At 63.5% G+C, this 24,815-nt stretch carries 28 protein-coding genes; 16 read left to right on the plus strand and 12 right to left on the minus strand.

Annotated features, from left to right (window positions below; genetic code table 11):
- Positions 1 to 101: 101 nt before the first annotated feature.
- Both ACSQ3L_RS14555 and ACSQ3L_RS14560 read left to right on the plus strand, forming a co-directional pair.
- Positions 102 to 428 (plus strand): DUF1330 domain-containing protein, encoded by a 327-nt coding sequence (locus ACSQ3L_RS14555; protein ID WP_127383465.1) that lies wholly within the window; start codon positions 102 to 104, stop codon positions 426 to 428.
- Between the two features lie 121 nt (positions 429 to 549).
- A complete protein-coding gene (locus ACSQ3L_RS14560) occupies positions 550 to 1,080 on the plus strand; it encodes a hypothetical protein (protein ID WP_436160586.1) in 531 nt (176 codons plus the stop codon).
- A gap of 61 nt (positions 1,081 to 1,141) precedes the next feature.
- On the opposite strand, the gene ACSQ3L_RS14565 is transcribed toward ACSQ3L_RS14560, so the two are convergent.
- The 4 genes from ACSQ3L_RS14565 to ACSQ3L_RS14580 all read right to left on the minus strand — a co-directional run bounded on the left by ACSQ3L_RS14565 (position 1,142) and on the right by ACSQ3L_RS14580 (position 4,388).
- Positions 1,142 to 1,591, minus strand: a complete 450-nt coding sequence (locus ACSQ3L_RS14565; RefSeq protein ID WP_436160587.1) for an ester cyclase — start codon at positions 1,589 to 1,591, stop codon at positions 1,142 to 1,144.
- Positions 1,592 to 1,791: 200 nt separating this feature from the next.
- Positions 1,792 to 2,454 (minus strand): FMN-binding negative transcriptional regulator, encoded by a 663-nt coding sequence (locus tag ACSQ3L_RS14570; protein ID WP_436160588.1) that lies wholly within the window; start codon positions 2,452 to 2,454, stop codon positions 1,792 to 1,794.
- A 45-nt stretch (positions 2,455 to 2,499) separates the two neighbouring features.
- On the minus strand, positions 2,500 to 2,718 hold the full coding sequence (locus tag ACSQ3L_RS14575; RefSeq protein WP_436160589.1) for a rubredoxin: 219 nt from the start codon (positions 2,716 to 2,718) through the stop codon (positions 2,500 to 2,502).
- Positions 2,719 to 2,876: 158 nt separating this feature from the next.
- Positions 2,877 to 4,388, minus strand: a complete 1,512-nt coding sequence (locus ACSQ3L_RS14580) for a PLP-dependent aminotransferase family protein (RefSeq protein ID WP_436160590.1) — start codon at positions 4,386 to 4,388, stop codon at positions 2,877 to 2,879.
- A 222-nt stretch (positions 4,389 to 4,610) separates the two neighbouring features.
- On the opposite strand from ACSQ3L_RS14580, the gene ACSQ3L_RS14585 reads away from it, so the two are divergent.
- Positions 4,611 to 6,704 carry an EAL domain-containing protein gene (locus tag ACSQ3L_RS14585; RefSeq protein ID WP_436160591.1) on the plus strand — a complete coding sequence of 698 codons (2,094 nt, stop codon included), beginning with the start codon at positions 4,611 to 4,613 and terminating at the stop codon, positions 6,702 to 6,704.
- Between the two features lie 317 nt (positions 6,705 to 7,021).
- Here the strand turns inward: ACSQ3L_RS14585 and ACSQ3L_RS14590 are convergent, their stop codons facing one another.
- The gene (locus ACSQ3L_RS14590; RefSeq protein ID WP_436160592.1) at positions 7,022 to 7,216 is read right to left on the minus strand and encodes a hypothetical protein; all 195 of its coding nucleotides are present in this window, start codon (positions 7,214 to 7,216) and stop codon (positions 7,022 to 7,024) included.
- 328 nt (positions 7,217 to 7,544) lie between these two features.
- On the opposite strand from ACSQ3L_RS14590, the gene ACSQ3L_RS14595 reads away from it, so the two are divergent.
- Positions 7,545 to 8,270: a 3-keto-5-aminohexanoate cleavage protein gene (locus ACSQ3L_RS14595; RefSeq protein ID WP_436163441.1), complete on the plus strand. Its 726-nt coding sequence runs from the start codon at positions 7,545 to 7,547 to the stop codon at positions 8,268 to 8,270.
- 8 nt (positions 8,271 to 8,278) lie between these two features.
- Here the strand turns inward: ACSQ3L_RS14595 and ACSQ3L_RS14600 are convergent, their stop codons facing one another.
- Both ACSQ3L_RS14600 and ACSQ3L_RS14605 read right to left on the minus strand, forming a co-directional pair.
- On the minus strand, positions 8,279 to 9,799 hold the full coding sequence (locus tag ACSQ3L_RS14600) for an AMP-binding protein (RefSeq protein ID WP_436160593.1): 1,521 nt from the start codon (positions 9,797 to 9,799) through the stop codon (positions 8,279 to 8,281).
- Between the two features lie 32 nt (positions 9,800 to 9,831).
- Complete coding sequence (locus ACSQ3L_RS14605; RefSeq protein WP_436160594.1) at positions 9,832 to 10,647, minus strand: p-hydroxycinnamoyl CoA hydratase/lyase; 816 nt, start codon at positions 10,645 to 10,647, stop codon at positions 9,832 to 9,834.
- 118 nt (positions 10,648 to 10,765) lie between these two features.
- Between ACSQ3L_RS14605 and ACSQ3L_RS14610 the strand changes: the two genes are divergently transcribed.
- Positions 10,766 to 11,218 carry a MarR family winged helix-turn-helix transcriptional regulator gene (locus ACSQ3L_RS14610; protein WP_436160595.1) on the plus strand — a complete coding sequence of 151 codons (453 nt, stop codon included), beginning with the start codon at positions 10,766 to 10,768 and terminating at the stop codon, positions 11,216 to 11,218.
- 121 nt (positions 11,219 to 11,339) lie between these two features.
- On the plus strand, positions 11,340 to 11,888 hold the full coding sequence (locus tag ACSQ3L_RS14615) for a cytochrome b (RefSeq protein ID WP_436160596.1): 549 nt from the start codon (positions 11,340 to 11,342) through the stop codon (positions 11,886 to 11,888).
- A gap of 77 nt (positions 11,889 to 11,965) precedes the next feature.
- Here the strand turns inward: ACSQ3L_RS14615 and ACSQ3L_RS14620 are convergent, their stop codons facing one another.
- Positions 11,966 to 12,961: an ornithine cyclodeaminase family protein gene (locus ACSQ3L_RS14620; RefSeq protein ID WP_436160597.1), complete on the minus strand. Its 996-nt coding sequence runs from the start codon at positions 12,959 to 12,961 to the stop codon at positions 11,966 to 11,968.
- Between the two features lie 127 nt (positions 12,962 to 13,088).
- On the opposite strand from ACSQ3L_RS14620, the gene ACSQ3L_RS14625 reads away from it, so the two are divergent.
- The 3 genes from ACSQ3L_RS14625 to ACSQ3L_RS14635 all read left to right on the plus strand — a co-directional run bounded on the left by ACSQ3L_RS14625 (position 13,089) and on the right by ACSQ3L_RS14635 (position 15,502).
- Positions 13,089 to 13,556, plus strand: a complete 468-nt coding sequence (locus ACSQ3L_RS14625) for an Lrp/AsnC ligand binding domain-containing protein (protein ID WP_436160598.1) — start codon at positions 13,089 to 13,091, stop codon at positions 13,554 to 13,556.
- A gap of 134 nt (positions 13,557 to 13,690) precedes the next feature.
- Positions 13,691 to 14,395 carry an SDR family oxidoreductase gene (locus ACSQ3L_RS14630; RefSeq protein WP_436160599.1) on the plus strand — a complete coding sequence of 235 codons (705 nt, stop codon included), beginning with the start codon at positions 13,691 to 13,693 and terminating at the stop codon, positions 14,393 to 14,395.
- Positions 14,396 to 14,443: 48 nt separating this feature from the next.
- The gene (locus tag ACSQ3L_RS14635) at positions 14,444 to 15,502 is read left to right on the plus strand and encodes a Gfo/Idh/MocA family protein (RefSeq protein WP_436160600.1); all 1,059 of its coding nucleotides are present in this window, start codon (positions 14,444 to 14,446) and stop codon (positions 15,500 to 15,502) included.
- An 8-nt stretch (positions 15,503 to 15,510) separates the two neighbouring features.
- On the opposite strand, the gene ACSQ3L_RS14640 is transcribed toward ACSQ3L_RS14635, so the two are convergent.
- Positions 15,511 to 15,990 carry an Lrp/AsnC family transcriptional regulator gene (locus ACSQ3L_RS14640; RefSeq protein WP_436160601.1) on the minus strand — a complete coding sequence of 160 codons (480 nt, stop codon included), beginning with the start codon at positions 15,988 to 15,990 and terminating at the stop codon, positions 15,511 to 15,513.
- Between the two features lie 105 nt (positions 15,991 to 16,095).
- Here ACSQ3L_RS14640 and ACSQ3L_RS14645 point away from each other — a divergent pair, with 105 nt between their 5' ends.
- Positions 16,096 to 16,677 carry an RBBP9/YdeN family alpha/beta hydrolase gene (locus ACSQ3L_RS14645; RefSeq protein WP_436160602.1) on the plus strand — a complete coding sequence of 194 codons (582 nt, stop codon included), beginning with the start codon at positions 16,096 to 16,098 and terminating at the stop codon, positions 16,675 to 16,677.
- Here ACSQ3L_RS14645 and ACSQ3L_RS14650 read toward each other — a convergent pair.
- Positions 16,664 to 17,263: a DUF922 domain-containing Zn-dependent protease gene (locus ACSQ3L_RS14650; protein ID WP_436160603.1), complete on the minus strand. Its 600-nt coding sequence runs from the start codon at positions 17,261 to 17,263 to the stop codon at positions 16,664 to 16,666. The two genes, ACSQ3L_RS14645 and ACSQ3L_RS14650, sit on opposite strands and share 14 nt — an antisense overlap.
- Positions 17,264 to 17,390: 127 nt before the next feature.
- Between ACSQ3L_RS14650 and ACSQ3L_RS14655 the strand changes: the two genes are divergently transcribed.
- A complete protein-coding gene (locus ACSQ3L_RS14655; protein ID WP_436160604.1) occupies positions 17,391 to 17,885 on the plus strand; it encodes a hypothetical protein in 495 nt (164 codons plus the stop codon).
- A 319-nt stretch (positions 17,886 to 18,204) separates the two neighbouring features.
- On the opposite strand, the gene ACSQ3L_RS14660 is transcribed toward ACSQ3L_RS14655, so the two are convergent.
- Positions 18,205 to 19,227, minus strand: coding sequence for an IS110 family transposase (locus tag ACSQ3L_RS14660; RefSeq protein ID WP_436158213.1), 1,023 nt, complete (start codon positions 19,225 to 19,227; stop codon positions 18,205 to 18,207).
- 276 nt (positions 19,228 to 19,503) lie between these two features.
- Here ACSQ3L_RS14660 and ACSQ3L_RS14665 point away from each other — a divergent pair, with 276 nt between their 5' ends.
- The 5 genes from ACSQ3L_RS14665 (at position 19,504) to ACSQ3L_RS14685 (ending at position 23,926) form a co-directional block, all read left to right on the plus strand.
- Positions 19,504 to 20,703, plus strand: a complete 1,200-nt coding sequence (locus tag ACSQ3L_RS14665) for a PLP-dependent aminotransferase family protein (RefSeq protein ID WP_436163442.1) — start codon at positions 19,504 to 19,506, stop codon at positions 20,701 to 20,703.
- Positions 20,704 to 20,809: 106 nt separating this feature from the next.
- Positions 20,810 to 21,238 carry a VOC family protein gene (locus ACSQ3L_RS14670; RefSeq protein ID WP_436160605.1) on the plus strand — a complete coding sequence of 143 codons (429 nt, stop codon included), beginning with the start codon at positions 20,810 to 20,812 and terminating at the stop codon, positions 21,236 to 21,238.
- 230 nt (positions 21,239 to 21,468) lie between these two features.
- The gene (locus ACSQ3L_RS14675; protein WP_436160606.1) at positions 21,469 to 21,984 is read left to right on the plus strand and encodes a hypothetical protein; all 516 of its coding nucleotides are present in this window, start codon (positions 21,469 to 21,471) and stop codon (positions 21,982 to 21,984) included.
- A gap of 213 nt (positions 21,985 to 22,197) precedes the next feature.
- Positions 22,198 to 22,842 carry a C39 family peptidase gene (locus ACSQ3L_RS14680; protein ID WP_436160607.1) on the plus strand — a complete coding sequence of 215 codons (645 nt, stop codon included), beginning with the start codon at positions 22,198 to 22,200 and terminating at the stop codon, positions 22,840 to 22,842.
- A gap of 22 nt (positions 22,843 to 22,864) precedes the next feature.
- Positions 22,865 to 23,926 (plus strand): D-alanine--D-alanine ligase family protein, encoded by a 1,062-nt coding sequence (locus ACSQ3L_RS14685; RefSeq protein WP_436160608.1) that lies wholly within the window; start codon positions 22,865 to 22,867, stop codon positions 23,924 to 23,926.
- 67 nt (positions 23,927 to 23,993) lie between these two features.
- On the opposite strand, the gene ACSQ3L_RS14690 is transcribed toward ACSQ3L_RS14685, so the two are convergent.
- The gene (locus ACSQ3L_RS14690; protein ID WP_436160609.1) at positions 23,994 to 24,677 is read right to left on the minus strand and encodes a TetR/AcrR family transcriptional regulator; all 684 of its coding nucleotides are present in this window, start codon (positions 24,675 to 24,677) and stop codon (positions 23,994 to 23,996) included.
- Positions 24,678 to 24,815 lie beyond the last annotated feature (138 nt).

The following is a 24,815-nucleotide window of genomic DNA, read 5'->3' on the forward strand; positions in this document are numbered from 1 at the left end:
CCCCAGTACAGATCGCGGACTGGTTGGCGAGGGGCCTGCCATGCGAGCCCTTTGGCCGGTTGCACGGGATATCCCTGTGCGCCGCAACCAGGAGACCATCCATGACCGCATACGTTATCGCAGACATCAAGATAAACGACCCGCAATGGGTGCCGGCCTATGCCGCCTCGGTGCACGACCTCGTCCACAAGCATGGCGGCCGATACCTGTCGCGCAGCGGCAATGTGAAGACGCTTGAGGGCAAGCCGCTCGACACCACGCTGATCGCGCTGATGGCGTTCCCGTCGGAAGCGGCGGCGCGTGCCTTCACCACCGATCCTGCCTATGCGCCCTTCGTTTCGGCCCGTCAGGGCGGCAGCGACAGCCGTTTCCAGATGATCGACAACACCGATCTGGCCGGTACGATCCCGTATCTGCCGAAGGGATGACCCTGCCCGGCATTCGACACATCGTTTTCGGGATCTCCAAGCAACAACAGCCACAGCGCTTGCCTGCCGGGCCTCCGTATTTTCGGCGGCCGGCCAGCTGTGCTTTTTCAAGAAGAATGGAATGGAAATGACATCAAACTTTCGCAGCGGACTTCTCATCGCGGGGGCCATGCTGGCTGTCTGCACCAGCTTCGCGCAGGCGCATCAGGAAGCGCCTGCGTCCGCCCCCAATCCGCTGGCCGACAAGGTACGGGCTGCCAACAGCCGATTTCTCGACGTCAAGGCGGCGGTATCGGAGGGCTATGCGCCCATTCCCTGCGCCAGCGGCATCACCGGTGGCGCCATGGGCATCCACTATGTCAACGGCCAGTATCTGAAGGACGACAAAATCGACATCGCCCATCCCGAAGCCGTGATGTACGAGCCGATGGCCGATGGCACGCTGAAGCTGGTGGCGGTCGAATACATCGCCTCGAAGGGGCCGGCATCATTGGACGGCCAGCTGTTCAACTTCAACAGCGCCCCCAACCGCTATGGCCTGGGTGAATTCTACGAACTGCATGTCTGGGCCTGGAAGGGCAATCCGACCGGCACGTTCGCCGACATGAACCCGAAAGTGTCGTGCGAGCACGCAACGGTGCCGAGCCAGTAAGCAATGAGGCCAGGCGGCACTAACGCCGCCTGGCCCGAAAACGATCGTCGCGCGTGACGCCTCAGGCGGCCTTGATCAGGCCGAGCTGGGTGAGGGCGGCGACGCCGTTATCGAGGCCGATCTCCTCGACGATCCGGCCGCCGACCACCTTCAGCACGGTGGTACCGGTGAAGCGCATGGTGCGGCCGGTGGCGGCCGGCAGCGAGCCGACTAGGAAATCGCTGAAGGCCGGGCCGGTATGCGTGCCGCCGCCCTCCCACTGGCCGACGACATAGTCGCCCTCGGCAATCAGGTCGGCCGTGGCCCAGAAGTTCAGGTCCGGGAAGGCGGCGCGGAAGCCAGTCATGAAGGCCTTGATGTCGTCGCGGCCGCGACGCGGCTCGTGCAGCGAGTATTTCAGCAACATGTCGGGTGCCGCGATGTCGTCGACGACGGACAGGTTGCAGGTTTCACCCCAGAAGTCGGTGAACCATCTGACGACGACGGCCTTGTTGTCTTCTTGCTTGGTCATTGGGAGGGGTCCTTTTGTGTTTGCCAAGGTGCGCCGAATTGACAGGCGACCGAAGCAATCACTAGGACGATAGGCAGCGCGCAAAACTCCGGTTCTTGCCTGCCAATCGAAGACGGAGGTAATTGGCCGGCGCGGGCATTCCCCCTTGTCGACTATTTGCCCATCACGCTACTTTTCAGCACCTTGTTCCCAATCGAACCTCAGGATTGACGTGCCTTTCGCGTGCCAAAGGCAGTCATGCTGCCACCGATCACTTCGTCTCCCTGCTTCCGCAGCATCTGCCCCGCCTCCAGGATATCGCGCGCCTCGCGGTTCTGGCTCAGCTTGAACTTGCCCGTCAGGCGGGTGATCTCGATTTCTATGCCGACGATCGCCTTTAGCATCTTGTCGATATAGTCCTTGGGACTATCGGTCATTTTCCACGGGGCCGCTTGCGTCGCCTCATGCGTGCGGGTGAGGCGGGCGACCAGGCCCCGCACATATCGCTCGTCATCCCGGATCGTAGCCCGGCCATGCGCATGGACCACAAGGTAGTTCCATGTGGGAACCTGCTTCTTGAACTCGCGCTTGCTCGGATACCAGTTGGGAGAAATGTAGGCGTCGGCGGCGCGGAACACCACGAGCACCTCGTCGCCGGTCGACACGTCTTGCCAGACAGGGTTGGCGCGCGCCACATGGCAATGAAGAATCCCATTTTCCCCCTCGGCCCTGTTCGTCTCGAACGGAAGGTGGTTGGCATCGAGACCGGACTGGCCGTTGGTTACGAGGATGCCGAGCGGGTTCTTCTCGATCAGATCGAAAAGAACCTCTGGGCGGTTTTCGGCAAAGTGTGGGGGCAGGTACATGTGAACTCCTGGCGGCAAGTATCTCGGTGCCTTGCTGTGGCGGATCTTATGGCGAGGGCGTGTTCAGATCTCGGCCATCTGGAAATCGTCTTTGGAGGCACCGCAGTCTGGGCAGCCCCAGTCCTCCGGCACATCTTCCCAGCGCGTTCCGGGCGGTATGCCGTCGTCGGGCCAGCCCTCTCGCTCGTTGTAGACGAGACCGCACAGGGCGCAGAGCCACGTCTTGAAGGGCGCGTTTTCGTTGACGGATTTTTCAAACGTCTGACTGGTTCTGTCGCTCATAGGATGCTCCACTTCTCGGAACCGCAAGCGGGCTCGCTCGATTTCCGGCGCATCCTCTATTCAGATTGGTCCATTTCACAGGGCCAGTATCCGTCATTTTCGCTGAACCACCTCAGCCGTCATGGCAATCTGTCGCCGATGCGGGATTGCGTCAGGTCTCAGCCGAAGATGTCGGCTTTGGCAAGCGGACCACGTATCGCTCCAGCGAGAACATCCTTGAGCCGCCGCACCGCTGCACGGAGCTCGACAGGGGTGAAGCCACCAAATCCCAGCATCAGGCCAGACGGGGCAGGGGGATTGGCAAACATTGGCGAAATCGGCCTGACGACCAGGCCGGCCCTGCCTGCCTTTTCGGCAATTTTCACATCATCGATACCGAGGGGCAGCCAAAGCACGAGATGCATGCCTTGATCCGACGGCTGCAGTGTCGCCCAAGAGGGAAGCTCCTGTTCGATCGCCTCGATCAGGGCTGCCCGCCTCTCTGCGTACACGCCGCGAATCCGGCGCACATGCGCCTCGAAAAAACCCTCTCGCATGTAACTCGCCAGGACATGTTGATCGGGCGTGGGGGAATGGCGGTCGATCATTGCGCGAGCTCCCGCGAAAGCATCGATCAGGGGCACCGGCACGATCGCATAGCCGAGGCGCAGCGATGAGAACAGCATCTTGCTCATCGTGCCCAGATAGACGACTCGGGACGGGTCGAGCCCTTGCAAGGAGGGGAATGGATACCCCGCGTATCTAAGTTCGCTGTCATAATCATCTTCCACCACCCAGGCATTGTTGTTGCGTGCCCATGAAAGCAGTGATGTGCGTCTTGGCATGCTCATCGGCATTCCGAGGGGATATTGGTGCGACGGCGTTACGAAGGCGGCGCGGGCGCCCGGACATCGAAGAATCGCTTCCTTGACGTCGATGCCTTGGCCATCGACGGGGATCCGACAGGCCGCGATGCTAAAGTTGCCGAGCACGGCCTCGATCCCCGGATAGGCCGGATCCTCGGCCCAGACTGCATCGCCGCTCGTCAGCAGCACTGTTGCCGCAAGGAACAGACCCTGTTGCGTTCCCGCAGTGATGATGACCTGTTCTGCGCTGCACTTCACTGCTCGCGCCTTGCGGACATACTCGGCTATTGTCGAGCGCAGTTCCGGCAATCCTCTTGGATCGATATATCCCGAAGGTGCCGCGGGGTGGGTTGCCCGCACCCGGTTGCCCAAACGCCGCCATTTGTCGTCCGGCGCAACATCGCCGGCTGGATGTGCGATTGCGAAAGGTTGGGCTCCCTGCGGGGCCAGTGCCTTTGAAACGGCAGCGAGACGGGCAACATTTGTCGGCAAGGGCAAATCCCCGGCCAGTGTGTCAAGCGTCAACTCTCGCGAAAGCGCTTCCGGGGCGGCCTCATGGACACTCGCGACAACCGTACAGCTTCTTGCCCGGGCATGAATATACCCTTCCGCATAGAGCTGGTCGAAGGCTTCAACAACGGTGCCCCGGGCCATGCCAAGGGCGGCGGACAGCGCCCTGGTCGAGGGCAGGCGTTGCCCCGGCTTCAATTCGCCCTTGGCAATCGCATCCCGAAGTGCCTGCGTGAATTGCTGACCGATGCGCCCGCTCGTCCGATCGAAGGACCGTAGCGACGCGATGGTGATGAGTTCCTGCCGCCGCGCCATTCCTTTCTGGACTACTCTGTCTTTAACCTTTGGGATCGGAATAGTAGGCCAAACAGATCGGAAGTTGAAGATCGCTCGTTAAGGCCGAGAATGATGATGTGTGGCTCGGCAAGGCCGCCGCGCATGACGGCTGCCGCTACGATCCTGCTGGGCCGGGCCGGTAACGCTTTCTTCTCTGGTTCTGACGCAGATTGCGCGCGGGTAGGGCGGACGAAACAGACTATGGCGCGTCAGGACAAGAAAAGTCGCAATGGAGAGTTCTGGGCGCTGGCGCTCGAGCGCGCTCATCTGGGCGTCTGGGATTGGGATATTGCAAACGGCAGCTGCTTCTATTCGCCGACATGGTGGCGCATGCTCGGTTATGCGGAGGGCGAGCTTGCCGACACGGCTGATCTCTGGCTGAAGCTGACACATCCCGACGACCGCGAGCAGGCGCTGGCCAGTGGCGATGCCCACATTGCCGGCCTGACTCCGTCGATCGAGACCGAACTGAGGCTGAAGCACAAGCAAGGCCACTGGGTGTGGGTGCTCGATCGCGGCGGCATCGTCGAGCGCGACGCGATGGGAAAGCCGCTCAGGCTGATGGGCGTACAGACCGACATCACCAAGCAGAAGGCCGCTGAGGCCGAGCTCGAACAGGTCAATGTGCGCTTCCGCCTGGCGCTCGCCGCCAGCGGCACCGGCATCTGGCACTACGACATCGCCACCAACAAGAGCTATTGGGACGCCCGCACCAGGGACATATTCGGCCTCGTCGCCGATACCGACGAGGTGACCGCCGGCCTCTGGCATACTTTCCTGCATCCCGACGATCGGGAAGCCACCGAGCAGGCGCATTTGCCGGCACCCGGATCGGACGCGGTTACCGCCTCGCAGTACCGCATCATCAAGCGCGACGGCGTCATCCGCCACGTCGAATCGCTGGTGCGCTTCATCACCGCCGCGGGGGCCGCCGGCCAGATCCTCGGCACGGTGCGCGACATCACCGAGGACAAGCTTCGCGAGCAGGAACTCGCCTATGCCGCCCGCCACGATGCGCTGACGGGCTTGTGGAACCGCTCCGCCTTCGACCGCCTGCTCGCCAACCATATCGCGGCGGGTGCGCCGCTGGCGGTGTTCTATGTCGATCTCGATTACTTCAAGGCGCTCAACGATTTTGCCGGCCACGCCGCCGGCGACCTGGCGCTGAAAAGCGTTGCCGCCGGCATTCGCGGCTGCCTGCCGCCGGCGGCACACGCGGCGCGGCTGGGCGGCGACGAATTCGCGCTGCTGGTGCCGCATTGCGATGCCGCACAGGCCGAGCGGATCGCCGCTGCCGTGCTCGGCGCGGTGCGCGAGGCCGATCTCGGCGTGGCCGCGTCGACCCGCAAGCTGGCGGCCTCGATCGGCATCGCTTTCGTCGACGACGCCAGCACCACGGTCGCCGATGCGCTAGCCTGCGCCGACGACGCCTGCTACGCGGCCAAGGCCGCCGGCCGCAATCGCTTCGCGGTGTTCTCCGCGGCAGCGGAAGCGGGATCGGGCGGGTTGAATGCCGCGCGTGTCGCCGCCGACACCGTCGATGCCATGGAAGACGGACGGCTGAAACTGTTCGGCCAGGAAATCCACCTGCTGGGCAAGCCATGGCAGGAAAGCCGCCATGTCGAAGTGTTGGCCCGGCTCGCCGCGCGCAATGGCCGGCTGGTGCCGCCCGGAGAATTCATTCCGGTGGCCGAGCGCTTCGGCATCGCGTCCAGGCTCGACCGCTGGATCATCCGCACCGCGCTGTCGCGGCATGGTGCCGCCTTGCGCTCGGGGGCGCTGACGCTGGGCTTCAACCTGTCGGCGCAGACGCTGAGCGATCCGCAGCTGTGGGCGTTCGTCGACAGCGTCATCGAAGAGACCGGGGCGCCGCATTCGGGCATCGGGTTCGAGATCACCGAGACCGCCGCGGTCACGAATTTCGACGCCGCCGAACAATTCGTGCGCAAGGCGCGCGAACGGCACTGCCGGGTCAGCCTCGACGATTTCGGCGCCGGCATGAGCTCGTTCGAATATCTCAGGCGTTTCCCCGTCGACACGATCAAGATCGACGGTTCCTTCATCGAGCACATCACGCAAAGCCGCTTCGACCGCGAGATCGTGCTGGCCATCACCAGCATCGCCCGCAGCCTCGGCTGCGACGTGGTCGGCGAGAAGATCGAACGGCAGGACACGCTGGCGATGCTGAGCGACATGGGCGTCGCCTACGGCCAGGGATTTTTGCTGCACCGGCCGGAACCGCTGGAGCAGATTGTTTCGCGCGCAACGGAGGTCGTGGCCCGCAAGGTGTCGTGATGTCACCCACCTTCGTCATCCCAGGGCGAAGCAGGAGCGAAGCTCCGTCGCGGAGACCCTGGGATCCATTCCGTGACAGCTATCGAGGAATGCAGCGGAACAGAATTCTGCACCGTTGCAGCGCTCTGAAGTCGCGGCATGGATCCCTTGGGCTGCGGAGCAGCTCCAGGGGTCTGCGCCGCGTCGCTACGCCCCTTGCTCCGCGCGTGGATGACGAAGCGACGGGTGTTTTCCGCCAATCGCCAACGCAAGCGACCCGTCAAAACTTCTGCACCGAGGATCTGCTTCGGCGCGCTGGCGCTCGTCTCCGGTTCGGCCTATGCGGTTCGCCGCGCCGTCGATTGCGGAAACTCCACCACACCAGCCTCGGGTCGCCTGTGCTGCGCTTCCGCGACCGCTTCGATCAACAGATCGAGGGCGTCACAGACTGTGCGGCTCGTCTCGTCATTGCCCTGCAGATAGTGATAGGCGCGTTCGAGGTGGATGCGGGCGGCTGAAAAATCGCTGGTCAATGGTCCCTCCATGATCCCGCCCTAAAATAGCTTGCCGGAGGCGAGGGAACGCCGGGTAAATATCCACAGGCGGCTTTTATTCAAATGCCGGCGAAAGTTGTGGGGGAGATGTCCGGCAGGACAGAGGGGGGCGCTGTCCCGCCGACCCGAACAATCAGATTTTCGACCTGTCTGGCAGTCCGCAATAGTTGATGAAGCGGAGATCAGAGAGGCTGGCGATCTGTCACGCCCCCCTCTGCCCTGCCGGGCATCTCCCCCACGAGGGGGGAGATTGGCAGTTTCACCACCGCGTGGCTACACTGCGACTTCCCTGTCCGAGGTGACATCGATGATCGTCCAGGCCTGCATCAACGGCGCGCGTCCGCGCGATTTCCACCCAAGGCTGCCGCTGACTGCCGAGGCGATGGCCAGCGATGCCGCCGCCTGCGTCGCCGCCGGTGCGGCCGAACTGCACATCCACCCGCGCGGCGCGGATGGGCGAGAAAGCCTGGCGGCCGTCGACACCACCGTGCTGGCGGTGCGCCGGGCTTGTCCGGGCACGCTTATAGGCGTGTCGACGGGCGCCTGGATCGAGAACGATGTCGAGCGGACCCGTGCGGCGATCGCCGGCTGGCGGGAGCTGCCCGACTATGCCTCGGCCAATCTGTCGGAGGCCGACGCGCCCGCCGTGATGGAACTGTTGCGCCAGCGCGGTGTCGGCATCGAGGCAGGGCTTGCCACCGTTGCCGATGCCGAGCGCTTCGTCGCGCTTTCCGATCACGACCGGATCCTGCGCATCCTGATCGAGATCGACATCCCAGACCTGTCGGCAGCACTTGACGAGGCGCACGGCATCGCCGCTGTGCTCGAACGCGCCGGGGTGCGGCGGCCGATCCTTCTGCATGGCGTCGATATCACGGTCTGGCCCTTCGTCGCGCTTGCGCATCAAAAACGCTGGTCGACGCGGGTTGGACTGGAAGACGGCAAGACGCTCGCCGATGGGAGGACGGCGGAGGACAATGCGGAAATCGTGGCTGCGGCCGTGGCTATTTTTCGCGGTGCGCCTGCGGGCTGAACGGCGCCTCAGGTCTGTCCCCAGGCCGGTGCTGTCCAGCCGCGCAAAATGTGTTTCTGGATCTTGCCGGATGCGGTGCGCGGCAGCGTATCGGTGAGCAAAAACTCCTTCGGCACCTTGTAGCGGGCGATGCGGGCGCCGCAGTGGCTTGCCAGGTCGGCCGGATCGAGAACGCGGCCTGACTTCACCACGACAAAGGCGCGACCGACTTCGCCCCAGCGTGCGTCGGCGATGCCGATCACCGCCACCTCGGCGATATCAGGATGGTCGAGCAGCACCATCTCGATTTCGGCCGGATAGACGTTCTCGCCACCGGAAATGAACATGTCCTTGCGGCGGTCGACGAGGGTGACGAAGCCTTCCTCGTCCCGCCGCCCGATGTCGCCGGTGCGGAACCAGCCATCGGCGGTGAAGGCGCGGACCGTTTCTTCTGGACGGTTCCAGTAGCCTGGCGTGATGCTTGGTCCCGACAGCCATAGTTCGCCGGGCTCGCCGGCGGCGACATCGCGACCGGCGTCGTCGACGATGCGCAGGCCGATCATCGGCGCCGGCAGGCCAGCCGAGCCCGCCTTGCCTGTGATGCGGCCGGCCTCGACAGGCATGCCGAGCACGGTGCCGGCCTCGGTCATGCCGAAGCCATCGACCATGCGCACATTTTGTGCCAGCCACCAGAGGATGTCGGCAGCAGGATTGGGCGCGCCGCCGGTGAAGATGGCGGTCAGCGCGGTCCAATTCGCGGGCGCGAAATCCGGATGGTCGCGCAGCATCCTGGCCATCTGCGGCACGCAGAAATAGTGGGTGACGCCAAGTGCGGGATCGGCGAGGCGGCGGTTGGTGTCGCCGGCGTCGAAGCCGGGCGAGATCAGCACCGTGCCGCCCTGCAGCAGCGGCGGACGTAGGCTGGTGACGAGGCCGATGACATGGAACATCGGCGCGTCGCAGAGGAAGACGCTGGCATTGCCGACCCGCCCGAGCACACCGAAATTGACAGCGGTGGCGAAGGCATTGGCCTCGGTGACGACGACCCCTTTCGGCCGGCCTGATGTGCCTGACGTGTAGAGGATGATCGACGGTGCATCGCTGTCCGGCAGCGGGCGGCGCGGCGCTGGCTCCTGCGCCTCGACCGCTTTCGCAAAAGCCGCGACGTCGACAGGCATGCAGCTCTTGGACAGCGTCGTCGCAAGGGCGGCGTCGTGCAGCAAGAGAACCGGATCGCAATCGGCGAGGATTGCCTGCTGCTCAATACCGGCGAGCCGCCAGTTGAGCGGCACGAAGATGGCACCAAGCCGCATGGCCGCCTGCTGCAGGATCAAAAGATCGGCGCTGTTGCGGGCAAGCGTGGCGATACGTTGCCCCTGTTCGATACCGTAGGCGCTTTCGAGGACGCCGATGGCGCGCTGGATGGCCTCGTCGAGCGCCGCATAAGTCCAGCGCCGCCCGGTTGCCAGATCGACACAGGCAATTCGATCGGGCTGCGTCCCGGCGTGCAGGGTCACGGGATCTGCTGTCATCCAGGCCGGCATTCGCATCTCCTCCCAGATTGCGTCAGCGGTTTATCGCGTCATTTGGCCTTGTCGTAGGCGGCGAGGCCGGGCTTGTAGCTCTTTTCGTCGATGAACTGGCGGATGCCTTCCTTACGGCCCTCATTGTCGTGCGAGTTCGCCGCTTCCTGCGCGCGGACCAGATAGTCCTCGGCATTGTCGTAGGTCATCTCGGCGACGCGGCGGATGGCGTCCTTGGTCGCCTTGAGGGCAATCGGGTTCTTCTTCAGCAAGATGTTGGCGACCTCGGTGACGCGCGCCTTGAGATCCGCCAGCGGCAGGCTTTCATTGACCAGCTTCCAGGCGGCGGCCTTGCGGCCGTCGATGAGTTCGCCGGTCAGCGCGTGGTACATGGCGTCGCGCATCGACAGGAGGTCGACCACAACCTTGGTGGCGCCGCCGCCGGGCAGGATGCCCCAATTGATCTCGGACAGGGCGAACTGCGCCTCATCGGCGGCGAAAGCCAGGTCGCAGGCGAAGAGCGGGCCGTAGCCGCCACCAAAACACCAGCCATTGACCATGGCAATGGTCGGCTTGCCGTACCAGCGCAGGCGCCGCCACCAGCCATACGCTTCGGACTGCGCCTTGCGGATGGCGCCGAGCCCCTTGGCTTCGGTCTCGCGGAAATATTCCTTGAGGTCCATGCCCGCCGACCAGGCGCTGCCTTCGCCGGACAGCACCAGCACGCCGACATCGTCGCGGAATTCGAGCTCGTCGAGAACTTCCATCATGCGCCGGTTGAGCGCCGGGTTCATGCAATTGCGTTTGTCCGGTCGGTTGAAGCGCACCCAGGCGATGCCGTTCTCGACATCGAAGGCAACAGTCTCTTCGGTCATGGTCGGTGTCCTCCCGTTCCGCTTGGCAAATCGCTATGTGGCATAGCTATCACCTTTGCTATGTTGCATAGTCTTTTTTGCTTGACAAGAGAGGATATTCGCGGCGATCGATTGAAGCATGGAAAAGGCGCCGCTCCGCATCAGTCCCGAGGACGCGCTCGACGCGCAGATCGGCTACAATCTGAGGCGAGCCTCGGCACTCGCGCTCAACGATTTCGCCGTCGAGATGACCGACGCGGTGCTGCGCCCGGTCACCTATGCCATGCTGGCGCTGATCGACGAGAAGCCCGGCATCCGCGCCGCGGAACTGTGCCGCCTGCTCGGCATGAAAAGCGCCAACATGGCGCCGTTGCTCGCCGAGCTCGAGGAGCGCGGGCTGGTCGAGCGTGACGACCATGCCGAAGACGGGCGCGTGCAGATGCTCGCCCTGACGCAGGCGGCCAGGGAAGCCATGCCCGGATGGCGGCAACAGGTTCGCCGGCACGAAGACCGGTTCCTGCGCCGGTTGACGAAAAAGGAACGGGCAATGCTGCTGCGCCTGCTGCGGCTGATCTGGACGGATGAAGACTGAGGGGTTGCTGGGTTTCCCCGTCCGGCAAAACCTCGGATGTCACTTGAGGAGCGACTGAAACAAGGGCACGCTCAGACAACGATGCGGGGATTGTGTCCAACCTGTGTCTCGGAGCTTTTGCATGTCGCTGTCCGGTACGACAACTCGCTACGGAAGCCTTGCCCAGGCATTTCACTGGCTCACGGCGCTGCTTGTGCTCATCGCCTTCCTGGTCTCCGAAGGTGGCCCGCCGACGCGGGTCTATTCCGAGGCTCGCGCCTCGACGCTGCTGCTTCACGAGTCGCTCGGTTTCACCGTCTTCTGGCTGCTGGTCATTCGTCTGATCTGGCGCCTGTTCGACCGCATTCCCGATGCACCGCCCATGCCCGCCTGGATGGATGTCGCCTCGAAGGTGACACATTGGGCGCTCTATGCGCTGCTGTTCGCGGTTCCGGCGACTGCCATGCTCGGCGCATGGTTCGGCGGACACCCGGTGACGGTCTACGGCCTGGGAGCGATCGGACCGTTTTCCGGCACCTGGGGTGCACCGCTGGCGGAGATCCACGGCACGCTTGGCGATATCATCCTATGGCTTGCCGGCCTGCACGCCGCCGCGGCCATCTTCCATCACGTCATCCTTCGCGATCGCGTGCTGAGCCAGATGCTGCCCGGCTTGCCCAAGGTGCGTTGATATTCAGGTGATGGGGGGAGAAATGCCTTGGCAGGGCAATGAGGGGCGGCGCTGACTTCAACAATGAAGCGAACTCTCTAAATCGAAACAACACGTCCCAATCCCCGGCGAACCGCCTCGCGATAGGCGAGGTCGGCGGCAACCATGTCCTCCATGGCCACACCCATGGCTTTGTAGACGGTGACCTGGTCGGCGCTGACCCGCCCCGGCCGCAGTCCGAGCAGCATTTCGCCGAGCTCGGTTCCGGTCCGCGGATCGAGACCGGCCAGTTCGCAGGAGCCGACCGGGGTCGGGGCAAAGGCGTCCCTGGTCTCGACGAACAGGCTGGCCTGCCCGACAAGCTCGGCCGGCAACTCGCCGCCGGGCGGGGCGACGCCGACCGACGAGACATGGGTGCCTGGCCGCACCCAGTCGGTCGAGATCACTGGTTGGTAGGAATGCGTGGCCAGGCAGACGACGTCAGACGAGCGCACCGCAGCCTCGATATCGGCGACGGCAACGACACCCGGATGCTCAGCGGCAAGTGCTTGCGCATCAGCAAACTCCTTAGAGACGACGCGAATCTCGGCGAAGTCGCGCACCAGCGGCAGAAGATGCAAGTGCTGGCCGGCCTGCACGCCGGCGCCGACCACCGTCGCGACCTTGGCGTCGCGGCGGGCCAGCTCGCGTACCGAAAGCACGGCCGAGCCCGAGGTGCGCACGGCGGTGATATAGGTGCCGTCCATGACGCAGACCGGCATGCCCGTATCCGGGTCGAACAGATGGATGGTGGCGAGGTGGCTGGGGATGCCCTTAGCGATGTTGCCCTCGAAGACGTTGACGATCTTCACCGTCAGGTGCATGCCCGTCATCCATGCCGGCATCGCCAGCGAATAGCCGGCCCGCGGAATGTCGAGCTGCGGGCGCGGCGGGCTGACGACTTTGCCGCCGGACAGCGCCTTGAAGCCGCCGGCGAGCGCGTTGAGAAGCTGGCGCAGGTCGATGCAGGTTTTCACCTCGGCCTCGCTCAGGATGAGGACCGGTGTTTCGCCCTTGGCCTGGGCGCTACGGATAATCGATTGGGCTGATGTCATGGGATACGCTCTCGTTGTCGGTTGCAGGACAACGGTATTGCGATCCGTGAGCGTGATGAAATATACTGTTTTTGCTATTTTAGCGTGATTATCACGCTTGCTCGGCTCAAGAAGTGTGAATCCTGAAATGGACGATCTCGACCGTATCGACCGCTCGCTGCTGCGTTTGTTGCAGGAGGACGGCCGCCGCACGACGCTCGATCTGGCGCGGCGGGTCGGCCTGTCGCCGACCGGAGCGGCGCAGCGCGTCAAACGGCTGTTCGCCGAAGGGTTCATCCGCGCGGTGCGGGCCGTGCTCGATCCGGCCAAAATCGGACAGGCGCAACTCGTCTTTGTCGAAGTGCGGCTCGACCACACGGCGCCGCATGTCTTCGACCGCTTCGCCGAGGCTGTGTTGCGGGCGCCCGAGATCATCGAGTGCCACATGGTGGTCGGCGGCTTCGACTATCTGGTCAAGGCGCGCATCGCCGACATGACGATGTTCCAGGATTTCCTGCAGCAGGTCATTCTGCCGCTGCCCGGGGTTCGGGAGACACACACCTACGCCTCGATCGCCAATGTGAAGCCCGACGCCTTGCTGCCTGTCGATCCCTGAATTCGCAGCGGCGCATTCGCGTTTTTCTGCATCTTGGTTCAGCCTTTCTGGTTCGAACTGGCTGATGAAACCGGCTATATGTCCGCTGCAATCACCAAAGCTTTTGCTCCGCCAACCCCGAGAAGGAAGATCCGATGAGTTCAGAAAAAGTGGCTGTGGTCGTGGCCGGCGGCAGCGGCATGGGCGCGGCGGCGGCCAAGCGGCTGGCGGCGGACGGCTTCAAGGTCGCCATTCTTTCCTCCTCCGGCAAGGGCGAGGCGCTGGCCAAGGAGCTTGGCGGGCTCGGGGTCACCGGCTCCAATCAATCCAATGACGATTTGCAGCGCCTCGCCGACCTGACGCTCGAGCGCTATGGCCGCATCGACGTGCTGGTCAACAGCGGCGGCCACGGACCGCGCGCGCCGATCCTGGAGATCACGGACGAGCAGTGGCACACCGGCATGGACGTCTACCTGATGAACGTCGTCCGGCCGGTGCGCATCGTGGCGCCGCAGATGGTCAAGCAGAAGGGCGGTTCCATCATCAACATCTCGACGGCGTGGGTGGTCGAGCCAAGCCCGATGTTCCCGACTTCCGCCGTGTTCCGCGCCGGGCTCGCCGCCTACACCAAGATCTTCGCCAACACCTATGCAGCGGACAATGTGCGCATGAACAATGTGCTGCCAGGCTGGATCGACAGCCTGCCGAAGACCGAGGAGCGCCGCGACAGCGTGCCGATGCAGCGCTACGGCACGTCGGAAGAAGTCGCCGCCACCATCGCCTTCCTGGCGTCCGAAGGCGCAGGCTACATCACCGGCCAGAACATCCGTGTCGACGGCGGCATCATCCGCGCTATCTGAGGCGTCGACCGGGAGGGGGATACCGGCATCTCACCCAAGGAGCAAAACATGCGGCTTTTGATACTCGGCACCGGCTGGATGGCGCAGGAACATGCCCGTCGCTTCAGCGCCATCGAGAGCGTCGACATCATCGGCGCCGTCGATGTCGATGCCGCGCGTGTCGGCGAATTCGCCGACAGTTTTGGTATTCCCAACCGCTTCACCTCGCTGGAGGAAGCGCTGACATGGGGTGACTTCGACGCGGTGGCCAATGTCACGCCGGACCGCATCCATCACCCGACCACCATGATGCTGATCGCCGCCGGCAAGCCGGTGCTGTGCGAAAAGCCGCTGGCCGAAGATTTCGGCAAGGCCACCGAGATGGCGGACGCCGCCGAAGCCGCCGGCATCATCAACATGGTGAACCTCACCTATCGCAATGTCGCGGCATTGCAGAAGGCCCGCCAGATGGTGCAGGCGGGCGAGATCGGCACCGTCAGGCATGTCGAGGCGTCCTACCTACAAAGCTGGCTGGTGTCGAAATTCTGGGGCGACTGGCGCACCGATCCGAAATGGCTCTGGCGCCTGTCGCGCGGCCACGGCTCGAATGGTGTGCTCGGCGATGTCGGCATCCACATCCTCGATTTCGCCAGCTACGGCGCCGCGCTCGACATCGACCATGTCTTCTGCCGGCTGCGCACCTTCGACAAGGCGCCGGGCAACCGCATCGGCGACTATGGGCTCGACGCCAATGACAGCTTCGCCATGACGCTGGATTTTTCCAACGGCGCCTTCGGCGTGGTGCATGCCAGCCGCTGGGCATCAGGCCATCTCAACGAACTGCGGCTGCGCATCTATGGCGACAAGGGCGGCGTCGAAGTGGTGTACAATCTCGATGGCTCGGCGCTCAGGGCATGCGTGGGGGAGAATGTCGAGAACGCTATATGGGAAGAGCTCGACGCCGGCACGGTGCCGACCAACTACCAGCGTTTCGCCGATGCGGTGCGAACCGGCGTGCAAGCCGAACCATCCTTCCGCCATGCGGCCGAATTGCAGAAGGTGCTGGATCTGGCTGTCGTCTCGGACGAGAAGCGGGCGGAGCTGAGGGCGAGTGCCGAGACGCGGTGAGGGCAGCGTTAACGACCTGCCCTCCTGATCAACTCGCGGCCGACCAGCTTCGGCGTCTCGCTGCGCAAGACCAGCGCCGTGGTGACGGAGCCGTGGCGCGCCACCGCGTCGACGATGGTTTCAAGGTGGGCAGGCGAGGGAACGAGGACCTTCAGAATGAAGCAGTCCTCGCCGGTAAGCCGGTGCACCTCGGTGATCTCGGGCATTTCGGCGAACTGCTTCAGGCAGGGGCGGATGTGCTCATGCGTGGTACGCACCCGGATGATGGCCATCATGCCGAGGCCTAAGACCGTCGGATCGATCACCGCGGTGTAGCCGGCGATGACGCCGCGCTCTTCCAGCCGTTTCACCCGCTCGGAGGTCGCGGGCTGCGAGAGGCCGACCCGTCGGCCAAGCTCGGACATGCCGATGCGGCCGTTCTCCTGCATGGCTTCGACGATGGCAATGTCGGTCGGATCGAGCGGCGCGCGCCCGTCGCTATTCTTCATCACTTTGAATTCATCGGAAATGCCGCGACTTCTCCGATGATTTCCCATTTTCTGCTAAGCCGCAAGGCGCCAATATGCGCCTTCGATCGATAGGAGCAAGGCGATATGACGCATTTCATCATCCTGCCCGGCAGCGGCGGTTCAGGCCCGGCACATTGGCAATCGCGCTGGGAAAGCGCCAACCCGGCGATGCGGCGGTTCCAGCCGTCGAGCTGGGATCTGCCCGATTTCACCGACTGGCTGGCGGCATTGGAGGCCGCCGTCATCCAGGCGCCCGAGCCGCCGGTGCTGGTCGCGCACAGCCTGTCCTGCCTGCTGATCGCCCATTGGCAGAAGATTTCGCAGAGGCCGGTAAGGGCAGCTTTGCTGGCCGGCGTTCCCGACCCGAAGTCGGCGGTCTTTCCTGGCTATGGGATGCCCTTCGCCGGAATTCCCGTGGGCCGGTTGCGCTTTGCCTCGCTGGTGGTGGCCAGCACCAACGATCCCTACGGCTCGGCGGAGTATGCCGAAGCGAGGGCGAAGCAATGGGGCAGCCGCTTCGTCGTCATCGGCCCTGCCGGCCATATCAATGCCGAGAGCGGTCTGGGCGACTGGCAGGAAGGTCTCGATCTGCTCAACGGTTTTGTTTCCGAGGTTGAGGCCCCAGATTCCGACGGAACCGCGATGAGGGCGGTCAGGGGCCGGTGACGAGGGAAAAAACCAGTTTCTGCAAATTGCCGCCATTGCCGAATTCGACGCGGTCGAAATCGCGGCTTGCCTGTACCCGCGCCTTCGATATCGCGCCGAGGCGGCGGACCACCTCGGCCCTGGTCTTGCTGCATTTGGGATCGTCGGCAAGGGTCAGGCCGTCCGTCGCCGCTTCGATGTCGTGGACCATCTGGACCATGCTTTCGCCATGCACCTTCTCATGGGTGCTGACGCCGGCGATGAAGGTGTCCCAGCTCTTCTGGACGGCTGGCGGCAAGGGGCCGGAGGGTTTTGGCAAGGCGTAGGTGATGATCAGTTTCGGCCGCCCCGCCGTCAGCACGCAGTCCTTGGCCCCGGGCTTGTAGTTCCTGACCCCCCAGGTCAGTTTGAAATTGGTGTAGGCGATGGCGCGGGCGATGCCGAGCTTTGGCCCTTTCTCGCCGATCGAGCGGTAGAGTTCGGCGCCGCTCTGGCCCGAAACAGCGTATGGCTCGATCTTCTCGACCGGCTTCCACTCGGCATGGGCGGTGAGCGGGGTGGCAAGCAAGGCCACCGTCAGAAGACAGAGACGAACACAGGCTCTCAACACAACTCTCCGCGAAAACAGGACCGGGCGACATCGCCGCGACGAGCAATGCCACAGGACAGCTTTTCCTATATGCTGCCGGCGGGTGCTGCAAATGCCCTACGGGGAGTCAATTTGGGGGGAAGTCATGAGAGCTGGATATCTCGTCGTCGCCGGTGCGGTAGCGGTCCTGCAGGCCGCGCAGCCGGCGTTTGCCGCGTCGTGCGGTGGCTGGAGCGCCAAGATGGAGGAGGACGAGGGCGGCAGCGTGCTGACCGCCTCGGTCTGCGGCGGGCCGAAAGGCGACGCGTATCTGATGCTGACCTGCTTCGACGCGCCGGTGCTGAGCTACGATCTCGGCGCCAACGGTCAGCAGCTGGAGCCTGGCATCAGCGGTTCGTTCGCGTTCAAGGCCGACGGCAAGACGGTGGCCAAGACGCTGCAGCTGGAGGCTATGTACAACTATTTCGTGGTCAATCTGGCGAAAGCCGATCCGCTGCTCGACCTGTTGCGCGGGAAGGGCGATGTGTCGGTCAGTTCAGCCAAATACGGCGAGACCAGCTTTCCGCTGAAGGGCTCGAGTGCCGCCATCGGCAAAGTGCTGGCGCAATGCGGCAAGGCCGGGCCGGCGGATGGGGATTGATTGGTTGAGCGGCAATACAGTGGCTCCAACTGCCGTGATTGTGGCTGAACCATCCGCGCCTTCGTCATGTATGGACGGCCCCCTGTTGGCAAGGTGCAATTGGCATATTCGGCAGATAGTCTGGAGCGGTCATGTATTCGGCCTTTTGATGCGGTCGAATTTGGACCGCTGGCCCTCAAGGGTTACGCGGATCGGGTTCCAATCATCCACACGCGCTCTTGTATCGCGATGACGAAGGCGGAGTGTCCCGACCCAGGTCCTGACCATTTTGCCGTGCTGCCTTTTGCTCCTTACGCTGTTAAGGGCCTTGCTTTGCGGTTTATGCCGCAGCCGGTGCCCTGTATTCCTGTCCCGAGTTCAGCATTGCCCAGATGATGCGGGCGGTCTTGGCTGCCTGGGCGACGACGGCGACCTTGACCGGCCGCCTGGCCAGCAGGCCGCGTATCCAGGGCGAGCCTCTGTCGGGCTTGGCCCTGACCTGCCGCAACCAGGAACTGGCGCCGAGAATGAGCAGCCTTCGCAAGCCGCCATCGCCGGCGCGGCTGATATGGCCTGTCAATCTGTGCTTGCCGCCGGTGTCGTGGTTCTTGCGGGTCAGGCCGACCCAGGCGGCGAAGTCCCTGGCCGAGGCGAACTGGCGGCCATCGCCGATGGCGGCGATCGTCGCATGCGCGATGATCGGGCCGACGCTCGGGATCGTCATCAGCCGCAAGGCCGCCCGCTGCTGCCTGACCTGAGCCAGGATCTGCTTGTCCAGCTTGCCGATCTCGCCATCCAGCGCCCGCCATTGCCCGGCCAGCGGCAGCAGGCAGATCAACAACGCCGCGGGGATGGCTTCATCGGCCGTTTCGATGAGCTGCAGCAGGCCCTCGATGCCCGCCGCCCCCTTGGCGTTCGCGAGACCCATTTCGTAGAGATGGCCGCGAATGGCATTGGCCAGCTGCGTGCGTTGGCGTACCAGAAGGTCACGCGCACGATGCAGCGCGCGGGCATATTGCTGTTCGACCGTCTTGATCGGCACGAAGCGCATGTCGGGCCGGCTCACCGCCTCGCAACAGGCTTGCGCATCGCGGGTATCGTTCTTGTTGCGCTTGACGTAGGGCTTCACATAGGTCGGCGGCATCAGCTTGACCTGATGGCCGAGCGCGCTGAGCGTGCGGCCCCAATGATGGGCCGAACCGCAGGCCTCCATGCCGATCAGCGCCGGCGGCTGCGCGGCAAAAAACTTCACCACCTGCGCGCGGCGCAATTGGCGCTGCACGACCACTCGCTCGGTCGCATCCACCCCGTGCACCTGGAACACATTCTTGGCCAAATCGATTCCAAATCTGATAACTTGCATGACGGACGGTCTCCTTCCGCTGGGTTCAACACGACCAGTTTGGCACATTCGATGCCGCAAGGGGCCGTCCACCCATCATCCTAGGGTCTCCGCGACGGAGCTTCGCTCCTGCTTCGCCCTAGGAGAGGGGCTGCGGCTAGTGATGCTCGGCGCGGATTGCCGGCGCTGGCGCATGCGGGAAATCTTCCAGGCACTATTCATTTCGAGGGCAAGAGCGGATATAGGTCAGCTAAGTTGACCTATATTGCAGCGTCCGGGAGGCGTGTCGTGACCTTGATGAACCTGTTGGCTTCGCGCTCGTCGCGCATGAAAGCGTCCGAAATCCGCGAGCTCCTGAAGCTGCTCGACCAGCCCGACATCATCTCGTTTGCCGGCGGCATTCCCGATCCGGCGCTGTTTCCGGCCGAGGCCATCCGCGACGCCTATGCCTCGGTGCTGGGCGGCGCGGAGGCGGGCGCGGCGCTGCAGTACCAGGTCTCGGAAGGCTTTTTGCCGCTGCGGCGCTGGCTGGCCGGGCAAATGGGCAAGCTCGGCGTTGCCTGCGACGAGGCCAACATCTTCATCACCTCCGGCTCGCAGCAGGCGCTGGATTATCTGGGCAAACTGTTCCTGTCGCCGGGCGACACCGCGCTGGTGACATGGCCGACCTATCTCGGCGCGCTGCAGGCCTTCAACGCCTATGAGCCGCGCTATGATCGGTTAACCCCGGCCGGCGGCAACATGACGCCCGATGCCTATCGCGCGGCGGCGGCTGCAAATAGCGGCAAGGTCAAGTTTGCCTATCTGGTGCCGGATTTCGCCAACCCGACCGGCAACACGCTGGACCGAAAGCAGCGCGAAGCGGTGCTCGATCTTGCCGGCGAACTCGACGTCGCCATTATCGAGGACGCTGCCTATCGCGCGCTGCGCTATGACGGCGAAGGCGTGCCGCCGATCCTGGCGCTCGATTGCATCAGGTCCGGCGGCATCGACAAGGCGCGCACGCTCTATTGCGGCTCGTTCTCGAAAATCCTGTCGCCGGGCATGCGTGTCGGCTGGGTGTGCGCGCCGCGCCACATCGTCGAGAAGCTTGTGCTGATGAAGCAGGCTTCCGACCTGCACAGCCCGTCGATCAACCAGGTGGTGATGCACCGCGTCGCCGAGGCCGTGTTCGACGGCCAGGTGGAAAAACTCATCGGGGCCTATCGCGAGCGCCGCGACGGGCTGCTCGCGGCACTGGAAGCCCACATGCCGCAAGGCGTGACCTGGAGCCGCCCGGAAGGCGGTATGTTCGTCTGGGTGACACTGCCGGAAGGGTCAGATGCCACCGAACTTCTGGCGCGGGCGGTCAAGGAGGCGCGTGTCGCCTTCGTGCCCGGCAGCGCGTTCTATGCCGACGGCACCGGGCGCAACACACTGCGGCTGTCGTTCACGCTCGCCGACCGGCGCGCGGTGAGCGAGGGCATTCCAAGGCTAGCTGCGCTGTTGAAGGGGTAGTCGCGGGTCGGAGGTCGGGCTGGGCCAGTAGCCGAAGGTGGCGCTGCTCGCATTGACGGCGTCCTGCCCGAACCTAAATTCGAAAGCTTCACGAGGAGGAATTTCGATGGAAACCCAGGAACTGCATCGCGGCCGGCTCATCGACCATATCCAGCTGGTGGTCAGGGATCTCCCCGCCAGCCGGCGTTTCTACGAGGCGGTTTTGCAGGCGCTCGACGTCCCGATCGGCGGTACCGGCGGCGACTTTTTCTGGGCCGACGAACTGTTCGTCTCCACTGCCGACAGCCCAGCCGCACAGGGAAAACTCACCGGCCGCCATCACCTGGCCTTTCAGGCCAAGGACCACGCCATGGTCGACGCCTTCTACAGGGCGGGGCTCGCGGCCGGCGGGACGGACAATGGCGCGCCGGGCGAACGGCTCTATCATCCCGGCTACTACGCCGCCTTCCTGCTCGATCCGGACGGCAACAACATCGAGGCCGTTCATCACGGTCCGCACACGCGCAGTGCCGCTTCGGTGAAGATCACCTTCTAAGCTTCTACCGATAGTCAGCCAATCTGCGAATGACGGCTTGTGCGCTTCGGTGCTCACCCGAGTGCCGACCGCGGCATCATGGGCGATGCTGTGAGATGCGGCTTTGCGTTGCCAGATTGATGGCCCCGGTGCTAACCGTGCAAATGGCAGGCGGGAATCGGTATCGAAGCAACGTGCGCCGCGAATCTCTCAATAAAAACTCGCCTTATCTCATCGGAGAAACACTTTTTATGCAAAACCTAACCAAGGTGGCCTGCGCTGCCGCACTTTTGTTTGCGCCCGGCACTATGGGTCCGGGAAATATATTATCCGTTGCTTATATCTCGTCGGCGCAGGCTCAGGAGGAGTATCTTCCGACCGAGAAGGATTTTGTCGGCAAATGGAAACTGAACGGCGGAGCCATCCGGCCGCCCCGCGACACGACGGATGCGCCCACGCCGGAACAGGAAGCGGCCGCCACTGAGTTCCAGCAGACGGTGACCGCGTTTTACGGCGCGTTCGACTATCTGGAGATCACAGCGGACGGTCGCTACAACTTTCATCAGCCCGGTGACCCGACGTCGGGAACCTGCGTCTGGTGTGGAACGTGGTCGTTCAGCAAGAGTTCGCTATGGCTCAAACTGGAAACGACGCCCCGGCTGGATATCTACGCCAAGGACGGCGACATGCAGATGACCTACACCGCCGAACCCGACGAAAAATCGAAATATGCCTGGCTGGTTTTCGGCTGGACGAAGGCCGAGTAGACGCCGCGCGGCATTCATCACTTCGTCATCCTCGGGTCTCCGCGACGGAGCTTCGCTCCTGCTCCGCCCGAGGATGACGAAGGCGGGGAGGCTTCTGCCAATCCCGTATGTCAGTGAGGGTCGACCGAAACAGAGGACGACATCCTCTTGCAGAGCGAATTTCGAAGCAGCCTCTAAGCGGCTTTTCATTCATCTCGTATCCTCGTATACGAGATGAAGCCGTTGCCCAAGGAGTCCGCATTGAGTCCACTGCCTGAAACCGTGCCGTTTTTCAGCCAGTGGGAAACGCCTGACATGACGCTGGACGTGCTCGCCGACGGTGCCGAAACCGCGCTGCGGCGCGATCCGCTGTGGCGGGGATCGGGGGCGGAAACACTCGACGAATATGCAATCTGGGCCGCCAACATCTGCGGCATGGCGTGCCTGAAGATGATCCTGGCGAGCCGCGGCGAGATCGTGCCGACCATAGAACTTGCCAGGCGCTGTACCGGCTATGGCGGCTATGTCGTCAACGAGGGATCGATCAAGGGGCTGATCTATGCGCCCTTCGTCACCTTCGTGAAGGAGGCCTTCGGTCTCCGCGCCGAAGTGATGACCAATGTCGCGACATCGGACATACCGGCGATCATGCAGAGGTCGCGCTTCTTCATCGCGTCGGTCAGCAGCTCCATTCGCTGGCCCGAGCGCGAGCCGCCATCGAAGGGCGGCCATCTGGTGCTGATCACCGCAGCGTCGAACGAGGGTTTCCGCTTTCACAATCCGTCCGGCCATAACAGCGCCACACAGGCAAACGCAGTGTTGGCGCCGGCCGATTTCGACCGCTTCTTTGCCAATCGCGGCATCGCCGTCGCTATTTGATTTTTTCAGTCGAGGGACTTCGATGACCGGTAAGACAAGAGTGGCCATCCTCTATGGCGGACGTTCGGCCGAGCATGACGTGTCGCGTCTTTCGGCCGCCAATGTGCTGAAGGCGATCAACCGGGCGCGCTACGACATCGTGCCGATCGCCATTTCCAAAAGCGGCAGGTGGCTGCTGCAGCAACTCGATGAAGGGGCGCCGGCATCCGAAGACGGCCTGGAGGTTGCGCTTTTGCCCGGCGGCAAGGGCAGGCTGGTCGCCGTGTCGCGGGATGGACCGCAGCCTGACCTGTCGCCGGTCGACGTCGTGTTCCCGGTGCTGCATGGGCCGTTCGGCGAGGACGGCTCGGTGCAAGGCTATGCGGAGGTTGCCGATGTCGCCTATGTCGGCTGCGGCATCCTTGCCTCGGCCGCGGCCATGGACAAGGAGATTGCCAAACGGCTGATGCGCGAGGCCGGGCTGGCGGTTGCCCGCTCGCTGACCTTGCGGCGTGGTGAGCACGTATCCTTCGAGGACGTCGCGGCGAGGCTCGGCCTGCCGGTGTTCGTCAAGCCGGCGCGCCAGGGCTCGTCCTTCGGGGTCAGCAAGGCAACCGACAGCGCCGGCTTCACGGCTGCCGTCGAGGCGGCTTTCCATCATGACAGCAAGGTTTTGGTGGAAGAGTTCGTCGAAGGCCGCGAGATCGAGTTCTCGGTGCTGGAGCGGGCCGACGGCACGCTGACGGTCTCATTGCCCGGCGAGATCATCCCGGCCGGCAAGCACGGCTTCTACACCTATGAGGCGAAATATCTCGATGCCGACGGCGCGCTGGTCAAGGTGCCCGCCGATGTCCCAGCCGCGGTTGCCGACAAAGCGAGGGAGATGGCGCGGCAGGCTTTTCAGGCGCTCGGCTGCGAAGCCATGGCGCGCGTCGATTTCTTCCTGCGCGCCGACGGCAGCCTGCTGGTCAACGAGGTCAACACCATCCCAGGCTTCACAGACATCTCGATGTACGCCAAGGCGCTGGCCGCCTCGGGCATCGGCTACAGCCAGACCATCGACGTGCTGATCGAGCACGCGCTGGCCAGGTATGCGGAGCGCTGATCCGATCGGGGCCAGGCGAGCCTGAATTCCGTTCCTCATTGCCAGTCGAGTTGTGTCGCAGGGACGGTCAGGGGCGCACTGCGCGCTCTTTCGGGCGTTCGGGTTTCAGCGCAAGGCCGACGATCATTTCCACCAAATGATCTCGCAGCGATCGCTGCCCGTCCAAGGTGTAAAGCGTGCCGCCAAAAATGCGCGAGAAGGTGGCCTGGTTGGAGACGTTGAAGAAGCTCGATGCGCTGATGTGCCAGTGCAGTTCGAGGGGCGATACGTCTTCACGGAAAAGCCCATCGGCGCGTCCGCGCCGGCAAATCGCCTCAAGCTTTTGAATGGCCCCGGCATTCAACTGCCTGATCAGCTCGGACTGTTCGAGATACACGCCGTGATGAATGTTCTCGATCATCACGATCCTGATGAAATCCGGATGGCGGCTGTGATGATCGAAGGTGAACTCGGCTAGCTGCTTGAGTGCCTCGACCGGCGACAGGTGATCCAGCTCCAGCTCCTGCTCGCCGGTTCGCACCTGCCGGTAGGCTTCCTCGAGCACCCGGCCATAGAGCCGTTCCTTGTCGCCGAAATAGTAGTAGATCATCCGCTTTGAGGTGTGTGTCTTTGCCGCGATCTCGTCGATGCGCGCGCCCGACAGGCCATTTGCGGCAAACTCCGTCATCGCCACCGCGAGTATGTTCTTTTGAACGCCGGCGGGATCCTGCTTCCACCCGCTGCGGCCCGCCGCCATCTTCTCGTTCAGCATCTCGTTACTCATGTCCGCTCTTCGCAATCTGGCATCGGTCTGGAGTCTAACAAATTAACCGGATAGTACAAAGCTGTTGACGCAATTAACTGAATGGTACAAAGTTGCGCCCAGTTCGATTTGGGAGGATCGTTTGGC

Origin of the sequence: Mesorhizobium sp. LjRoot246, assembly GCF_964254115.1 — a bacterium.
Lineage (GTDB): Bacteria > Pseudomonadota > Alphaproteobacteria > Rhizobiales > Rhizobiaceae > Mesorhizobium.

Coding starts and splice junctions, on each gene's coding strand:
- ACSQ3L_RS14555 (WP_127383465.1), top strand. CDS start 102: ATGACCGCATACGTTATCGCAGACATCAAGATAAACGACCCGCAATGG.
- ACSQ3L_RS14560 (WP_436160586.1), top strand. CDS start 550: ATGGAAATGACATCAAACTTTCGCAGCGGACTTCTCATCGCGGGGGCC.
- ACSQ3L_RS14565 (WP_436160587.1), bottom strand. CDS start 1,591: ATGACCAAGCAAGAAGACAACAAGGCCGTCGTCGTCAGATGGTTCACC.
- ACSQ3L_RS14575 (WP_436160589.1), bottom strand. CDS start 2,718: ATGAGCGACAGAACCAGTCAGACGTTTGAAAAATCCGTCAACGAAAAC.
- ACSQ3L_RS14580 (WP_436160590.1), bottom strand. CDS start 4,388: ATGGCGCGGCGGCAGGAACTCATCACCATCGCGTCGCTACGGTCCTTC.
- ACSQ3L_RS14585 (WP_436160591.1), top strand. CDS start 4,611: ATGGCGCGTCAGGACAAGAAAAGTCGCAATGGAGAGTTCTGGGCGCTG.
- ACSQ3L_RS14595 (WP_436163441.1), top strand. CDS start 7,545: ATGATCGTCCAGGCCTGCATCAACGGCGCGCGTCCGCGCGATTTCCAC.
- ACSQ3L_RS14600 (WP_436160593.1), bottom strand. CDS start 9,799: ATGCGAATGCCGGCCTGGATGACAGCAGATCCCGTGACCCTGCACGCC.
- ACSQ3L_RS14605 (WP_436160594.1), bottom strand. CDS start 10,647: ATGACCGAAGAGACTGTTGCCTTCGATGTCGAGAACGGCATCGCCTGG.
- ACSQ3L_RS14610 (WP_436160595.1), top strand. CDS start 10,766: ATGGAAAAGGCGCCGCTCCGCATCAGTCCCGAGGACGCGCTCGACGCG.
- ACSQ3L_RS14615 (WP_436160596.1), top strand. CDS start 11,340: ATGTCGCTGTCCGGTACGACAACTCGCTACGGAAGCCTTGCCCAGGCA.
- ACSQ3L_RS14620 (WP_436160597.1), bottom strand. CDS start 12,961: ATGACATCAGCCCAATCGATTATCCGTAGCGCCCAGGCCAAGGGCGAA.
- ACSQ3L_RS14625 (WP_436160598.1), top strand. CDS start 13,089: ATGGACGATCTCGACCGTATCGACCGCTCGCTGCTGCGTTTGTTGCAG.
- ACSQ3L_RS14630 (WP_436160599.1), top strand. CDS start 13,691: ATGAGTTCAGAAAAAGTGGCTGTGGTCGTGGCCGGCGGCAGCGGCATG.
- ACSQ3L_RS14635 (WP_436160600.1), top strand. CDS start 14,444: ATGCGGCTTTTGATACTCGGCACCGGCTGGATGGCGCAGGAACATGCC.
- ACSQ3L_RS14640 (WP_436160601.1), bottom strand. CDS start 15,990: ATGAAGAATAGCGACGGGCGCGCGCCGCTCGATCCGACCGACATTGCC.
- ACSQ3L_RS14645 (WP_436160602.1), top strand. CDS start 16,096: ATGACGCATTTCATCATCCTGCCCGGCAGCGGCGGTTCAGGCCCGGCA.
- ACSQ3L_RS14655 (WP_436160604.1), top strand. CDS start 17,391: ATGAGAGCTGGATATCTCGTCGTCGCCGGTGCGGTAGCGGTCCTGCAG.
- ACSQ3L_RS14660 (WP_436158213.1), bottom strand. CDS start 19,227: ATGCAAGTTATCAGATTTGGAATCGATTTGGCCAAGAATGTGTTCCAG.
- ACSQ3L_RS14665 (WP_436163442.1), top strand. CDS start 19,504: ATGAACCTGTTGGCTTCGCGCTCGTCGCGCATGAAAGCGTCCGAAATC.
- ACSQ3L_RS14670 (WP_436160605.1), top strand. CDS start 20,810: ATGGAAACCCAGGAACTGCATCGCGGCCGGCTCATCGACCATATCCAG.
- ACSQ3L_RS14675 (WP_436160606.1), top strand. CDS start 21,469: ATGCAAAACCTAACCAAGGTGGCCTGCGCTGCCGCACTTTTGTTTGCG.
- ACSQ3L_RS14680 (WP_436160607.1), top strand. CDS start 22,198: ATGAAGCCGTTGCCCAAGGAGTCCGCATTGAGTCCACTGCCTGAAACC.
- ACSQ3L_RS14685 (WP_436160608.1), top strand. CDS start 22,865: ATGACCGGTAAGACAAGAGTGGCCATCCTCTATGGCGGACGTTCGGCC.
- ACSQ3L_RS14690 (WP_436160609.1), bottom strand. CDS start 24,677: ATGCTGAACGAGAAGATGGCGGCGGGCCGCAGCGGGTGGAAGCAGGAT.